Source organism: Azospirillum sp. B2RO_4 (genome assembly GCF_051124815.1).
Classification (GTDB): domain Bacteria; phylum Pseudomonadota; class Alphaproteobacteria; order Azospirillales; family Azospirillaceae; genus Azospirillum.
Genome location: NZ_CP118486.1, coordinates 112,911 through 126,614, shown reverse-complemented (window position 1 = coordinate 126,614; position 13,704 = coordinate 112,911). Strand labels below are relative to the sequence as shown.

11 protein-coding genes are annotated in these 13,704 nt (G+C 68.1%); 10 read left to right on the top strand and 1 reads right to left on the bottom strand.

The annotated features are described in order from the left end of the window. Positions 1 to 79: 79 nt before the first annotated feature. The 5 genes from PWS46_RS14600 to PWS46_RS14580 are packed head-to-tail and all read left to right on the top strand — an operon-like array spanning position 80 to position 6,398. Positions 80 to 1,117, top strand: coding sequence for a 2-hydroxyacid dehydrogenase (locus tag PWS46_RS14600; protein ID WP_434621393.1), 1,038 nt, complete (start codon positions 80 to 82; stop codon positions 1,115 to 1,117). Continuing rightward, positions 1,114 to 2,334: an enolase C-terminal domain-like protein gene (locus tag PWS46_RS14595; RefSeq protein ID WP_434621390.1), complete on the top strand. Its 1,221-nt coding sequence runs from the start codon at positions 1,114 to 1,116 to the stop codon at positions 2,332 to 2,334. Before PWS46_RS14600 ends, PWS46_RS14595 begins: the two co-directional genes overlap by 4 nt. A 37-nt stretch (positions 2,335 to 2,371) precedes the next feature. Next, a complete protein-coding gene (locus PWS46_RS14590) occupies positions 2,372 to 3,460 on the top strand; it encodes a maleylacetate reductase (protein ID WP_434621387.1) in 1,089 nt (362 codons plus the stop codon). A gap of 59 nt (positions 3,461 to 3,519) precedes the next feature. Next, positions 3,520 to 4,527 (top strand): TRAP transporter substrate-binding protein, encoded by a 1,008-nt coding sequence (locus tag PWS46_RS14585; protein WP_434621384.1) that lies wholly within the window; start codon positions 3,520 to 3,522, stop codon positions 4,525 to 4,527. Continuing rightward, entirely contained in the window at positions 4,524 to 6,398 is a 1,875-nt protein-coding gene (locus PWS46_RS14580) for a TRAP transporter large permease (RefSeq protein WP_434621381.1), read from the top strand. The genes PWS46_RS14585 and PWS46_RS14580 overlap by 4 nt, the downstream gene beginning before the upstream one ends. A 177-nt stretch (positions 6,399 to 6,575) precedes the next feature. Here the strand turns inward: PWS46_RS14580 and PWS46_RS14575 are convergent, their stop codons facing one another. Beyond that, complete coding sequence (locus tag PWS46_RS14575) at positions 6,576 to 6,863, bottom strand: hypothetical protein (protein ID WP_434621378.1); 288 nt, start codon at positions 6,861 to 6,863, stop codon at positions 6,576 to 6,578. On the opposite strand from PWS46_RS14575, the gene PWS46_RS14570 reads away from it, so the two are divergent. The 5 genes from PWS46_RS14570 to PWS46_RS14550 all read left to right on the top strand — a co-directional run bounded on the left by PWS46_RS14570 (position 6,843) and on the right by PWS46_RS14550 (position 13,699). Beyond that, positions 6,843 to 7,661 (top strand): AraC family transcriptional regulator, encoded by an 819-nt coding sequence (locus PWS46_RS14570; RefSeq protein WP_434621375.1) that lies wholly within the window; start codon positions 6,843 to 6,845, stop codon positions 7,659 to 7,661. The two genes, PWS46_RS14575 and PWS46_RS14570, sit on opposite strands and share 21 nt — an antisense overlap. Before the next feature lie 90 nt (positions 7,662 to 7,751). Next, positions 7,752 to 10,778 carry a xanthine dehydrogenase family protein molybdopterin-binding subunit gene (locus PWS46_RS14565; RefSeq protein WP_434621372.1) on the top strand — a complete coding sequence of 1,009 codons (3,027 nt, stop codon included), beginning with the start codon at positions 7,752 to 7,754 and terminating at the stop codon, positions 10,776 to 10,778. Next, entirely contained in the window at positions 10,775 to 11,611 is an 837-nt protein-coding gene (locus PWS46_RS14560) for an FAD binding domain-containing protein (RefSeq protein ID WP_434621369.1), read from the top strand. The genes PWS46_RS14565 and PWS46_RS14560 overlap by 4 nt, the downstream gene beginning before the upstream one ends. After that, positions 11,599 to 12,135, top strand: coding sequence for a (2Fe-2S)-binding protein (locus PWS46_RS14555; protein WP_434621366.1), 537 nt, complete (start codon positions 11,599 to 11,601; stop codon positions 12,133 to 12,135). The genes PWS46_RS14560 and PWS46_RS14555 overlap by 13 nt, the downstream gene beginning before the upstream one ends. Beyond that, positions 12,128 to 13,699 carry an AMP-binding protein gene (locus PWS46_RS14550; protein ID WP_434621363.1) on the top strand — a complete coding sequence of 524 codons (1,572 nt, stop codon included), beginning with the start codon at positions 12,128 to 12,130 and terminating at the stop codon, positions 13,697 to 13,699. The genes PWS46_RS14555 and PWS46_RS14550 overlap by 8 nt, the downstream gene beginning before the upstream one ends. The last annotated feature ends 5 nt before the right edge of the window (positions 13,700 to 13,704 follow it).

Below are 13,704 nucleotides of genomic sequence, written 5' to 3'. Positions count from 1 at the left end.
CCGAAGGCGCACACACCAGTCGTGTGAAAACTTTTCCTTATCAATCAATCATTTTTAAAAGTTGGACCTACTCAATCCGTTGGCTCTATCGTTCGTGCAACGGAGGATAAAGCCAATGAAAGTCTTCATGATTGGGGAGGCTGCCAATCACAAGGACAAGCTGGCCGCTTTCCTGACCACGCCCTGCGACATCATACCCCTTCCCCGCGAAGCCGCCCATTCGTCCCAATTCGATTCCACCATCACCGCAGACGACGTGGTCGTGTCTTTGCGGTTCTCCCGAAGCGGCGGATCGGCACCTGAATTTCGCCTGTTGCATGTACCAGGAGCCGGACTGGACGGCATCGACATGGCTTCGCTGCCATCCGGCGCCAGCATCTGCAACGTGTTCGAGCATGAAATTCCCATCGCCGAGTTCGTCATGGCGGCGATGTTGAACTGGGAAATCCGCCCCGACACTCTGCGCAGCTCCTTCGCCACGGACACATGGTCCGATGTCTACAGGGCACGGGTGCCCCACGGGGAGATCCACGGCCGGACATTGGGCCTGATCGGGTTCGGCCGGATCGGGCGGACGATAGCCCGGCGGGCAGTGGGTTTCGGCATGCGCATCTTCGCGGTCGACCAGTTCGCCACCGACACCGACGGCTTGGCCGAGGCGATCCTGCCGCCGGAACGCTTGCCGGATTTGCTGGCGCAATCCGATTTCCTGGTGATCGCCTGCCCACTGACCGATCAGACCCGCGGGCTGATCGGGATTGCCGAACTCGCCGCCATGAAGCCGACGGGCGTGCTGATCAACATATCGCGCGCGCCCATCGTCGACGAGGAGGCGCTCTATGATGTGCTGTTGCGCCGGACCATCGGCGGTGCGGTGCTCGACGTCTGGTACGGCTATCCGGCCGGGGCGGACGACCGGGTGGCGCCCGCCAGATTCCGCTTCGAGGATTTGCCCAACGCCGTCTGTACCCCGCATTCGTCGGCCTGGACGAGCCGGCTGCCTGAACGCCGCTATGCGTTCATTGCCCAAAACATCGACCGGCTGGCCGCCGGCGAGCCGCTGCTGAACCTCGTGCGGGCACCTGCTCTCGCCATCCAAAACACGAGCATTCCATGATCCGAGACACCGAGGACCTCGCCCGCCGGACCGCCGGCGTGCCGATCAAGATCACCGGCGTGAAGACCTTCGTCGTCAACGCCGAGATGCGCAACTGGATCTTCGTGAAAGTGCTGACCGACCAGCCCGGCCTCTATGGCTGGGGCGAGGCCAGCCTGAACTGGAAGACGCGGGCGGTCACCGGTGCCGTCGAGGATCTGGAGCCGACCGTGCTGGGACGCGATCCGCGCGACATCGAGCAGTGCGTCCGCGCGATGAACAAGTTCAGCTATTACAAGCTGGGCATGGTCGGCGTGACGGCGATCAGCGGCATCGAGCACGCGCTGTGGGACATCTTCGGCAAGAGCGTCGGCCTGCCGGTCTGGCGCCTGCTCGGCGGCAAGGTCCGCGACCGCGTGCGCGTCTACACCCATCTGGGCCTTGGCGAGATGAAGTCGGTCTACGAGACCTTCGACATCGGCTCGCTGAAGGAACGGGCCGCGGCGGTGACGGAGAAGGGTTACGATGCGCTCAAGGTCGTGTTCATTCCCTATGGCGCCCACAGCGCGCCGATTCCGGCCCAGCGCCATGTCGGCAAGATGATGCAGGCACTGCGCGACACGGTGGGCGACGGCGTCGACATCATGATCGACTTCCACGGTCGCCCCGGCTCCATCGCCGCCGCCATGAGCTACATCCGCGAACTGGAGCCCTACCGGCCGATGTTCTGCGAGGAACCGGTCCAGCCCGGCGATACCGAGGCGCTGCGCCGCATCGCCGAACAGGCGGACTGCCCGATCGCATCCGGCGAACGGCTGGTGGGGCTGAAGGAGTTCCAACCCGTCTTCGCCCAGAAGGCGCTCCATATCGCCCAGCCCGACCTGAACCACACCGGCGGCCTGCTTGAAGGCAAACGGATCGCCGCGTTGGCGGAAGCCGACCTGATCGGCATCGCCCCGCACAATCCCAATGGTCCGCTGGCCGGCGTCGCGGCCCTGCATTTCGACATCTCCACGCCGAACTTCGTCATCCAGGAGGAGATGAGCGGCGCGGTACCCTGGTACGACGACGTGGTGCAGACCCCGATCCGCCGCACCGGCAGCCATTGGGAGGTGCCCGACGCCCCCGGCTTCGGCATCGAGGTGAACGAGACGGAGGCGGCGAAGCACCCGTTCAAGCCGGAGGTGATGCACACGACCTCGGCCGTTCTGGACGACGGCACCATCGTCGATTGGTAAGCGCCGCCCTCACCGACCCATCGGACGGATTTCCATCATGAGAGAATTCAGCACCCCCGGCGACGTGTTCAACGCGCTGCCATCGCGGGTCGTCTTCGGAGCCGGGGCCATCGACCGGATCGACGCGGAGGTGGAGCGGCTGGGCGCGAAGCATGCGCTCGTCGTGTCCACCCCCGGCCGCAGCGCCATGGGCGGGCGCGTCGCCGACCGTCTTGGAAGCCGTTGCATCGGCATCCTGCCGGAAGCGGTTTCCCAGGTGCCCATCGAACTGGCCATCCGGGGCCGGGCCAAGGCACGCGAAATGGGCGCAGACTGCCTGGTCAGCGTCGGCGGCGGAGCCTCCATCGGTTTGGGCAAGGCCATCGCGCTGGAACTCGGGCTGCCGATCATCGCCGTGCCGACCACCTATTCCGGCTCCGAGATGACCGGTTTCTGCGGGATCACCATCGACGGCGTCAAGCGGATGCACCAGAGCCTGCGCATGCTGGCGGGCACCGTCCTTTATGACCCCTCGCTGACGCTCGGGCTGCCGGTGGACGTCAGCACGGCCAGCGCCATGAACGCGCTCGCCCATTGCGTCGACGCCATCTACACCCCCACCATCAGCCCGGTGATCGTGCCGGCGGCGATGGAGGGCGCGCGGGCGATCATGGACGCACTGCCGCGGGTGGCGGCCCGTCCGGACGATGGGCAAGCGCGTGCCGACCTGCTGTACGGCGCCCACCTCGCCGGTGCGGCGCTGGCCGGCGGCTTTGCGCTCCAGCATGGCGTCGCCCATGTCCTGGGCGGCACCTACGGCGTGTCGCACGGATTGTCCCATGCGCTGGTGCTGCCCCATGTCGCAGCCTACAATGCACCCTTCGCCCCCCAGGCGATGGACCGTCTTGCCGCCGCCATCGGCGTGGAAGACATCGGCGCCGCCATTTTCGACATGATGAAATCGGTCGGCCTGCCGACGCGGCTGACGGAGGTCGGCTTTTCCGCCGACCGGATCGAGGAGGCCGCCCGGATCACCGTCGAGACGGATAACGGCTACAACCCCGGACCGGTGACCGAAGAAGCCGTGCGCGGCATCCTCGCGGCGGCTGTGGAGGGGCGTCGCCCAGGATCGCCGTCGGGCCGGTAACGGCCGGCCGGCACGGAGGGCAAACCGGACGAGAGAACACAAAAAGGGAGGGAACCAAGATGTTGATCAAGCGTAGGCAGTTTCTGGCCGCTACCGCGGTGGGCGCCCTGGCCGCGCCCTTCATCTCAAAGGCGCATGCCGCGGAATTCGCATGGAAGTTCGGCCATGGCTTCCCGGCGAGCCACCCGCTGCATGTCCGCGCTGTCGAAGCGGCCGAGCGCATCCGCAAGGAGACCGGCGGCAAGGTCGACATCGCCGTCTTCCCCAACAGCCAGCTCGGCGGCGACAGCGACCTGCTGGCGCAGGTGCGCTCCGGCGGGATCGAGTTCTTCAGCACCGGCGGCCTGATCCTGTCGACCCTGGTCCCGGTTGCGTCGATCAACGGCATGGGGTTCGCGTTCAAGGACTATGACGCCGTCTGGAAGGCGATGGACGGCCAGCTCGGCGGGGTGATCCGCAAAGGCTTCGACAAGGCCGGCCTCCACGCCTTCGACCGCATCTGGGACAACGGCTTCCGCCAGATCACCACCAGCACCAAGCCGATCACCGGGCCGGGCGACCTGGCGGCATTCAAGATCCGCGTCCCGGTCAGCCCGGTCTATGTGTCGCTGTTCAAGGGGCTGGGCGCGTCGCCGACCAGCATCAACCTGGGCGAGGTCTATGCAGCGCTGCAGACCGGCGTGGTCGACGGACAGGAAAATCCGCTGGTGGTGGCCGACACCGCCAAGTTCTACGAGGTGCAGAAATTCTGCTCCATCACGAACCATGTCTGGGACGGTTCGTGGATCGTCACCAACGGCCGCTCCTGGCGTGGACTGCCCGAGGATTTGCGGCAGATCGTCAGCCGGAACCTGAACGACGGCGCGCTGCAGCAGCGCCGGGATATCGCCGGCCTCAACGAGGCGCTGCAGGGTTCGCTCTCGCAAAAGGGGCTGACCTTCAACAAGGTCGATCCGGCGCCTTTCCGCGAAACCCTGCGCAAGTCCGGCTTCTACGGCGAATGGAAGGCCAAATACGGTGAGGAGGCCTGGAGCGCCCTGGAGAGTTCGGTAGGGGCGCTGACATGACGGCGGTGGTGGATCACAAGTCCACCGCCGGCTCGCCCGACGGCGCCAGCCGGTGGCTGGCGCAGGCCGACCGGATTCTGGGCTGGCTGTCCGAACTGCCGGTGGCGCTTCTGGTGGCTGCGGAAGTGGTGATTCTCTTCACCGGCATCGTCGCCCGCTACGTGCTCCACGCCCCGATCACCTGGTCGGACGAACTGGCGTCGATCCTGTTCCTGTGGCTGGCGATGCTGGGAACCGTCGTCGCCTTCCGCCGTGGCGAGCATATGCGGATGACCGCGTTCGTCAGTTGGGCATCGCCACGCGCGCGGGCGTTCCTCGATGTCTTCGCGGTGGCGGCGGCGCTCTGTTTCCTGCTGCTGGTCATCATGCCGGCGGGCGAATTCGCCTGGGAGGAGTTGGAGATCACCACTCCCGCCCTGCAGATCTCGAACATGTGGCGCGCGGCCGCCTTGCCGACCGGCCTTGGGCTGATGATCGCGACGGCTCTGATCCGGCTCGCGCGGGTGGGCGACCTCAAGCTGGTGGCGGGTGCGCTGGCGGCGGTCGCGGCGATCGCCGCATTGTTCTTCGCCCTGCAGCCGGTGCTGGCCGATCTCGGCAAGCTCAACCTGCTGGTCTTCTTTGTGCTCGTGGTTGCAGGGGCCGTGTTCGCCGGCGTGCCCATCGCCTTCGCCTTCGGCCTGTCGAGCTTCGGCTATCTCGCCCTGACCACCAGGGTGCCGCTGCTGGTCGTCGTCGGCCGGATGGATGAGGGCATGTCACACCTGATCCTGCTGTCGGTGCCCCTGTTCGTCTTCTTAGGATTGCTGATCGAGATGACCGGCATGGCCCGCGCGATGGTGGCGGTGCTGGCCAACCTGCTTGGCCATGTGCGCGGCGGCCTGTCCTATGTGCTGATCGGCGCGATGTATCTGGTGTCCGGCATCTCCGGCTCGAAGGCCGCCGACATGGCGGCCGTCGCCCCGGTGCTGTTCCCCGAGATGAAGGCCCGCGGTGCCAAGCCGGGCGATCTGGTGGCGCTGCTGGCGGCGACCGGCGCGCAGACAGAGACCATTCCGCCCAGCATCGTGCTGATCACCATCGGGTCGGTCACCGGCGTTTCCATCGCGGCGCTCTTCACCGGCGGACTGCTGCCCGGCCTGCTGCTGGCGGTCATGCTGTGTCTGGTTGTCCGCCACCGCTACCGCCATGAAAACCTGTCGGGAGTGCGTCGGCCGACCGGTCGCGAATTGGGCCGCAGCCTGGTGGTGGCGCTGCCCGCGCTCGCCCTGCCTTTCGTCATCCGCACCGCGGTGATCGAGGGCGTCGCGACGGCGACCGAGGTTTCGACCATCGGCATCGTCTATGCCGTCGCCGTTGGATTGCTGGTCTATCGCCGCTTCGACTGGGGGCGGGTGGTTCCCATGTTGGTCGAGACCGCGGCGTTGTCGGGAGCGATCCTGTTCATCATCGGCACTGCGACGGCGATGGCCTGGTGCCTGACGCGCTCGGGCTTCTCGACCGATCTGGCGCAGTTCATGGCCGGCCTGCCGGGAGGCGCCTTCACCTTCCTTGCCGTATCCATCGTCGCCTTCATCATCCTCGGCAGCGTGCTGGAGGGCATTCCCGCCATCGTACTGTTCGGCCCGCTGCTGTTCCCCATCGCCCGCGAGATGGGCGTGCATGAGGTGCAGTATGCGATGGTGGTGATCCTTGCCATGGGCCTCGGCCTTTTCGCCCCGCCCTTCGGCGTCGGTTTCTATGTCGCCTCGGCCATTGGCCGGGTCAACCCGGATGAGGGCATGCGCCCGATCCTGGGCTATCTGGCGGCTCTGCTGGTCGGACTGGTGCTGGTCGCCGCAATTCCCTGGCTTTCGACCGGCTTTCTGTGATTGCCGTTCGTCGCAGCCGCCCAAAGCCGGTCCCGGTTCGCTCCGGGGCCGGCTTTGCCGTATCAAGGCGGTCTGCGCGGAACGGCGCCTACACCGGCGCCGGCAGATGGTCGGACCCAATGGGGCATTGGTGCACAACTTGAGGCGCTGACAGAGTTTGCCCTAACCGATCGGTGATCAGGTGATCATGCGGGAGATCGGCATGCCCAGGCTGGTCGGGAAGTTCATGCCTTTGCAGCCGACGGCGTCCTCGACCTTCTGGGCAGGCAGACTTCGAATCCAATGGATCTGGTAAAGGCGACCGCTGACGATTAGCTTGTAAAGCAAACCATTGAAGATTGCCCCGGCGGCCACTGGCTGCCGGCAGGTAGGAAGGGACCGGACGCCATGTCGAAAGCGATGCGCATCCATCAGGGAAGCTTTGGCCGCGTCGCCTTGTTGGACATGGACAATGCGCTGATCCATCACGCGCATCCCCATTGCCACGTGCTGATCAAGGCGTCCGGCGCCGACACCCGCTTCGCGGTGGGGGAGCAGCTCTATCCGCTGCGCGACGACACCGCGGTGCTGGTCAACAGCTGGGAGGCCCATTCCTACGCCCATCAGCCTGGTGCTCCGCGCACTGTCATCCTGGCGTTGTACATCGAGCCGCGCTGGCTCGGCGCCATGCAGCGGGAACTCAATGCCAGCGGCAATCCCGGCTTCTTCGCGCAGTCCTGCGGCGAGCTGACGCCGCACATCCGCCGGCTGGCCGACCGCATGGCGGCTGAACTTCTGTACGACGATCCGTCGGGTGAGCGGATGGAGGAGGCGCTGTTCGATCTGATGATCGCCATCATCGACCGCTTCTCCGAATGGCGGACACTGGCCGGCACGCGCTATGCCGCCCCGGCGGCCGGCGACTTCCGCGTCCGTCAGGCCATCCGTTTCATGCGAGGAACCCTGGGCGAGGAGTTCGACGCCGGCCGCGTCGCCGCCGCAGCCGGACTGTCGCGCGCCCACATGTTCCGGCTGTTCCAGCAGACGATGGCGATCACCCCGGCGCTCTATTTCAATGTGCTGCGGATGGAGGCGGCAATCGATGCCATGGCCGCCGGGCTGGAGAGCGCCACCGAGGTGTCGGGCCGGCTTGGCTTTTCGGCGCCCAGCCATTTCAGCCGCTTTTTCCGCAACCACCAGGGCGTGACGCCCACCGAATACCGCCGCGTCGTCAATCTGGTGGACCGGGTCGGCGGAGGGCCGCCCGAGGCCGGATATGCATGAAAATGAGACGCTAGGGTAAATCGCGACACTCCACGGTAAAAGCTTTGCTTGGCCAACGGTCTAGTCTTCTCCGGTAACCGGAGGATGACGATGACGGCTCCGCAGACCGCCACGCAGACTGTTGAAATCAAAGAAAGTCCGGCGCCATTCGTCGGCCGCGCGATGCCGCGGGTGGAAGACGCGGCGCTGCTGACCGGCGTCGCCCGCTATGCCGACGATCTGCCGGTGAAGCCCGGCACCCTGCACGCTGCGATCCTGCGCTCGCCGCACGCCCATGCCGACCTGCTGGGCATCGACACCGCCGCCGCGCTGGCGGTTCCCGGCGTCGCCGCGGTGGTGACCGGGGCCGACGCCAAACGCCATGCCAGCGCGTTCCTGGTCGGCATCCGCGCGCCGATGGAGCATTGGTGCCTCGCCATCGACCGCGTGCGCCATGTCGGCGAACCGGTGGCGGTGGTGCTGGCCGACAGCCGCTATCTGGCGGAAGACGCGCTCGACCGCATCGAGGTGCGCTACCGCCCGCTGCCGCCTGTGACCTCGATCGCCCAGGCATTGGAGGAGGGATCGGAGCCGCTGCATCCGGCGGTGGGTTCCAACCTCGTCAACAGCCGCAGTTTCCATTACGGCGATCCCGAGGCCGCCTTCGCCCGTGCCGCACGGATCGTGTCGGTCGAGGTCGAGTATCCGCGCAATTCCTGCACCCCGATGGAATGCTTCGTCGTCCTCGCCGACTATGACGCGGCCGAGGAGTCCTACGAGGTGCTGTCGAACTTCTCCGGCCCCTTCGCCGTCCATCCGGTGATGGCGCGGGCGCTGAACGTGCCGGGATCGCGGCTGCGGCTGAAGACGCCGCCCCATTCCGGCGGCAGCTTCGGCAACAAGCAGGCGGTGTTCCCCTATGTCGTGCTGATGGGGCTGTGCGCCCGCGTCGCCGGCCGGCCGGTGAAGTGGGTGGAGGACCGGCTGGAGCATCTGATGGCCGCCACCTCGGCCACCGCGCGCCGCATGCGCATCGACGCGGCGGTGGAGCCGGACGGCCGGGTGCTGGCGCTGCGGATGGAGCAGACCGAGGATTGCGGCGCCTATCTGCGGGCACCGGAGCCGGCCTCGCTCTACCGCAACCACGGCAACCTGACCGGCGCCTACGACATTCCCCATCTGGCGGTGACCAACCGCATCGTCGTCACCAACAAGACGCCGACCGGCCTCAACCGCGGCTTCGGCGGCGGGCAGCTCTATTATGGGCTGGAGCGGCTGATGAACCGGGTGGCGGCGGAGTTGGGGCTCGACCCGCTCGACGTCATCCGCCGCAATCTGGTGGCGGCCGACGCCATGCCCTACCGCACCGCGTCGGGCGGGATGCTCGACAGCGGCGACTACCGCGCGACGCTGGAACAGGCGGTGCGCGAGGGGGCGCTCGACGCGCTGAAGGCACGGCGCGACGCGCTGCGGGCGGAGGGGCGGATCTACGGCATCGGTTACGCTGCGGTGGTCGAGCCGTCGATCTCCAACATGGGCTACATCACCACCGTGCTGACCGCCGAGGAGCGGCGCAAGGCCGGGCCGAAGAACGGCGCGCAGGCGACCGCCAGCGTCGCCGTCGATCCCATCGGCGGCGTGTCGGTGACGGTGGCCTCGGCGCCCCAGGGGCAGGGGCACCGCACCGTGCTGGCCCAGGTGGTGGCCGACGTCTTCGGCCTGCGCTTCGAGGACATTCGCGTGAACACCGACCTCGACACCGGCAAGGATGCCTGGTCGATCGCGTCGGGCAACTATTCCAGCCGCTTCGCCGGGGCGGTGGCGGGGGCGGCGCAGGTGGCGGCGACCCGGCTGCGCGGCCGCATGGCGGCGCTGGTCGCCGGTCAGCTGAACTGCCGGGCCGAGGATGTCCGCTTTGCCGGCGGCAAGGTCTTCTCAGACGCCAACCCGGACAACGGCCTGTCCTTCTCCCGCGCCGCCGCCGCCGGCCACTGGTCGCCGGGCACGTTGCCGGACGGGCAGGAGGCGGCGCTGCGCGAGACCGCCTTCTGGACGCCGGAGCCGCTGAAGGCGCCGACCGACGCCGACCACATCAACAGTTCGGCCTGCTACGGCTTCATCTTCGATTTTTGCGGCGTGGAAATCGACCGGACGACGGGGGCGCTGCGGATCGACCGCTACGTCACCATGCACGATGCCGGCCGGCTGCTGAACCCGCTGCTGGTGGAAGGCCAGATTCTGGGCGGCTTCGCCCATGCGGTCGGCACCGCGCTGTACGAGGAATACGCCTATGGCGAAGACGGCCGGTTCCTGTCCGGCACCTTCGCCGACTATCTGGTGCCGACCGCCTGCGAGGTACCGGTGCCCGTCATCCTCCACCGTGAAAGCCCGTCGCCGGTGACGCCGCTCGGCGCCAAGGGCGTGGGGGAGGGGAATTGCATGAGCACGCCGGTCTGCCTCGCGAACGCGGTGGCCGACGCGCTGTCGGCGATTTCCGTGGACGACGTGCCGTCCCTGCCGATGACCCCGGCCAAGCTGGCGGCGCTGATCCATCCGCCGGAACCGCCGCGCCCGGCATCCGCCGCCGGTTCCAGGGAAACTCCGCCAGCGGCCGCGGCCAAAGGCGGGCGCGGCCTGACCGGGGAGGGCAGCCGCGAGGTGCCGGCGACGCCCGAACAGGTCTGGGCCATCCTGCTCGACCCCAAGGAGCTGGCGGCGCTGCTGCCCGGCTGCGAGGCGCTGGATCTCGTCGGTCCCAACACCTACCGGGCGGAGGTGGTGGTCGGCATCGGCCCGGTGCGCGGCCGCTACACCGCGGAGGTGGCGCTGTCCGACCTCGACCCGCCCAACGCCCTGACCCTGACCGGCAGCGGCACCAGCGCGCTGGGTTCGGGCAGCGGCACCGGGCATGTCACGCTGGAGCGCATGCCCACCGGCACACGCGTCACCTACCGCTACGGCGCGTCGGTGGGCGGCAAGGTCGCCGCGGTCGGCGGACGGATGCTCGACAGCGCGTCGCGCCTGCTGATCGGCCAGTTCTTCGAAAAACTGGTCGCCCGCGCCGGTGGCCCTGCGGCACCGCCCGAACACCCGTCACTTCTGGCGCGCCTGCTGCGCCTTCTGGGACTCAAGCGATGAAACCCGCGTCCTTCGACTATTTGCGGCCGGCGACCGTCGCCGATGCGCTGGCGGCGCTGGCGGCCGGGGGCGACGACGCCCGCGTGATCGCCGGCGGCCAGTCCCTGATGCCGATGTTGAACATGCGGCTGGTGCAGCCGCGCCTGCTGATCGATCTGGGCCGGATCGAGGAACTGCGCACGCTGCGGGTCGAGGATGGCTGGCTGACCATCGGCGCCGCCATCACCCAGGCCGAGGTGCTGGCCCGCCCGACCCTGGCGCAGGAGGTGCCGCTGCTGGCCGCCGCCCTGCCGTGGGTCGGCCATTTCCAGACCCGCAACCGCGGCACGCTCTGCGGCTCCGTCGCCCATGCCGATCCCAGCGCCGAGACACCGCTCTGTCTGGTCGCCACCGTCGGTGAAGTGGTGCTGCGCAACCTGCGCCGCCGCCGCACCGTTCCCGCCGCCAATTTCTTCCTGGGGCCGCTGACCACGGTGAAGGCGGCGGACGAGATCGTCGAATGCGTCCGCTTTCCGCTGGCCCGGCCCGGCAGCGGTCATGCCTTCCGCGAGCAGTCGATGCGGCATGGCGATTTCGCCATCACCGCCTGCGCCGCCACGGTGGATGGGGAGCGCGCGAGCCTCGCCGTCGGCGGGGTGGCCGACCGGCCGACGCTGCGCTCCTGGCCGCTCGCCGCCGGCGGGCTGCCGCCGAATCTCGACGAGGCGCTGAACGCTTTCGCCTGGGATCTCGGCAGCGACGACGATCAGCACGCCACCGCGCGATACCGCCGCGACCTCGTCCGCCGGATCGGCCGCACCGTCCTTGAGGAAGCCCTGTCATGCCGCAGCTGACATCCCGAGAAAGCCAGACCCTGGCGGCGGAGACACGCCACGCCGTCTCCATCGTCCTGAACGGGACGCCGCGCAGCGGCCATGCCCATACGCGCCTGCTGCTGAGCGATTTCCTGCGCCACGAGCTGGGCGCGCATGGCACCCGCGTTGGCTGCGAACATGGCGTCTGCGGCGCCTGCACCGTCCGCATCGACGGCGTGGCGGTCCGCGCCTGCCTGACCCTGGCGGTGCAGGCCGACGGCCGGCGCATCGACACCGTCGAAGGACTGGCACAGGCCAACGAGGGGCGGATGACCGCGCTTCAGGAGGCGTTCCACCGGCATCACGCCCTGCAATGCGGCTTCTGCACCGCCGGCATCCTGATGTCGCTGACCGATTATCTGGGCCGCAATCCCGAACCCACCGAAGAGGAGCTACGCGACATGCTGAGCGGCCATCTTTGCCGCTGCACCGGCTATGCCGGCATCGTGCGCGCCGTGATGGAGGTCACGGGCCGGACGGTGGAGGAGGTCGTCCATGTTTGACCTCGGCCGCAGCATCCTGGCCAGCGCGGAGCGCAGCCCCGGCGCGGTCGCCATCGTCGACGGCGATCTGCGGCTGACCTACGCGGAGTGGCTTGAGCGCATCCGCCGGCTGGTCGGCGCCTTCGACCGGCTCGGCCTGCATCCCGGCGACCGCATCGCCACCGCGCTGCAGAACACTTGGGAGATGGCGACCATTCATTGGGCCTGCCAGCTCGCCGGCATCGCCGTCGTGCCGCTGAACTGGCGGGTGAAGGCCGACGAGCTGGATTATTGCCTGCCCGACGCCGAGGTGCGCGCCCTGTTCTATCAGGACGTCTCGGCCGACGCCGTCCGGGACTCCGCCGCGGCGCGGGCGCTGCCCCGCATCGGGGTGAACGATCCGGGCGATGGATGCGACCACCGCTTCGCCGATCTGCTGGAAAGCGAGATGGCCCAGGCGCAGCCGCGCGCCACGGCGGAGCACGTCTCGCTGTTCCTCTACACCTCCGGCACCACCGGCAAGCCCAAGGGCGTGCCGCGCCGTCACCGGACGGAGCGCGCCTCCGCCATCGCCCATGTCGCCCAGAACTGCTACCGCCGGGGCGAGCGCACTCTGGGGGTGATGCCGCTCTACCACACGATGGGGGTGCGCTCGCTGCTGGCGATGGCGCTGGTCGACGGCTGCTTCGTCTGCCTGCCGCGCTTCGACACCGGACGCGCGCTGGATCTGATCGCGGCCGAACGGCTGAGCTGCCTTTATCTGGTGCCGACGCTCTATCACGACCTGCTGGCCGACCCGAAATTCGCGGGCACCGACGTGTCGTCGGTGCGCAAGCTGGGCTTCGCCGGGGCATCGATGACCGACGGCCTGCTGAAGCGGCTGGACGCCGCCTTCCGGCCCGAGCTGTTCGTCAACCATTACGGCTCCTCCGAGATCTACACCTTCTCCATCGACCAGAACGCGCCGGCCAAGCCGGGATCGGCCGGCAAGGCGGCGCTGAACCAGCGCATCCGCATCGTCCGCCTCGGCAGCTTCGATCCCGACGCGTGCGCCGCGGCCGGGGAGGAGGGCCAGATCGTCGCCGACCTGTCCGGCGACGAAGCCTTCGAAGGGTATTGGAAGCGGCCGGACGCCGACGCCAAGGCGCTGCATGGCGGCTGGTACTTCACCGGCGACATCGGCTTCCTCGACGCCGACGGCGACCTCTTCGTCACCGGCCGGGTCGACGACATGATCATCACCGGCGGCGAGAACGTCTCGCCGGTCGAGATCGAAAGCGTGCTGTCGCTTCATGACGGCGTGCTGGAGGTGGCGGTCGCCGGCCTGCCCGACGAGCGCTGGGGCCAGCGGGTCGTCGCCTTCGTCAAGCGCGCCCGCGGCGTCGAGGCAAAGGATCTCGACGACCATTGCCGCACTTCCGGCCTCGCCAATTTCAAGCGCCCGCGCGAGTACGTCTTCCTCGACGAAATCCCGAAATCGCCGGTCGGCAAGATCCTGCGCCGCAAGCTGCAGGCCGGCGAATTCACCCTTGAGCACAACTCTGCCGAACACAGCCCGGCCGAACACAGCCCGACACTCTCCTGAACACT

Excerpts from the sequence above, each read along its gene's own strand:
- PWS46_RS14595 (WP_434621390.1), top strand. The coding sequence starts at position 1,114 with ATGATCCGAGACACCGAGGACCTCGCCCGCCGGACCGCCGGCGTGCCG.
- PWS46_RS14590 (WP_434621387.1), top strand. The coding sequence starts at position 2,372 with ATGAGAGAATTCAGCACCCCCGGCGACGTGTTCAACGCGCTGCCATCG.
- PWS46_RS14585 (WP_434621384.1), top strand. The coding sequence starts at position 3,520 with ATGTTGATCAAGCGTAGGCAGTTTCTGGCCGCTACCGCGGTGGGCGCC.
- PWS46_RS14580 (WP_434621381.1), top strand. The coding sequence starts at position 4,524 with ATGACGGCGGTGGTGGATCACAAGTCCACCGCCGGCTCGCCCGACGGC.
- PWS46_RS14570 (WP_434621375.1), top strand. The coding sequence starts at position 6,843 with ATGGACAATGCGCTGATCCATCACGCGCATCCCCATTGCCACGTGCTG.
- PWS46_RS14575 (WP_434621378.1), bottom strand. The coding sequence starts at position 6,863 with ATGGATCAGCGCATTGTCCATGTCCAACAAGGCGACGCGGCCAAAGCT.
- PWS46_RS14565 (WP_434621372.1), top strand. The coding sequence starts at position 7,752 with ATGACGGCTCCGCAGACCGCCACGCAGACTGTTGAAATCAAAGAAAGT.
- PWS46_RS14560 (WP_434621369.1), top strand. The coding sequence starts at position 10,775 with ATGAAACCCGCGTCCTTCGACTATTTGCGGCCGGCGACCGTCGCCGAT.
- PWS46_RS14555 (WP_434621366.1), top strand. The coding sequence starts at position 11,599 with ATGCCGCAGCTGACATCCCGAGAAAGCCAGACCCTGGCGGCGGAGACA.
- PWS46_RS14550 (WP_434621363.1), top strand. The coding sequence starts at position 12,128 with ATGTTTGACCTCGGCCGCAGCATCCTGGCCAGCGCGGAGCGCAGCCCC.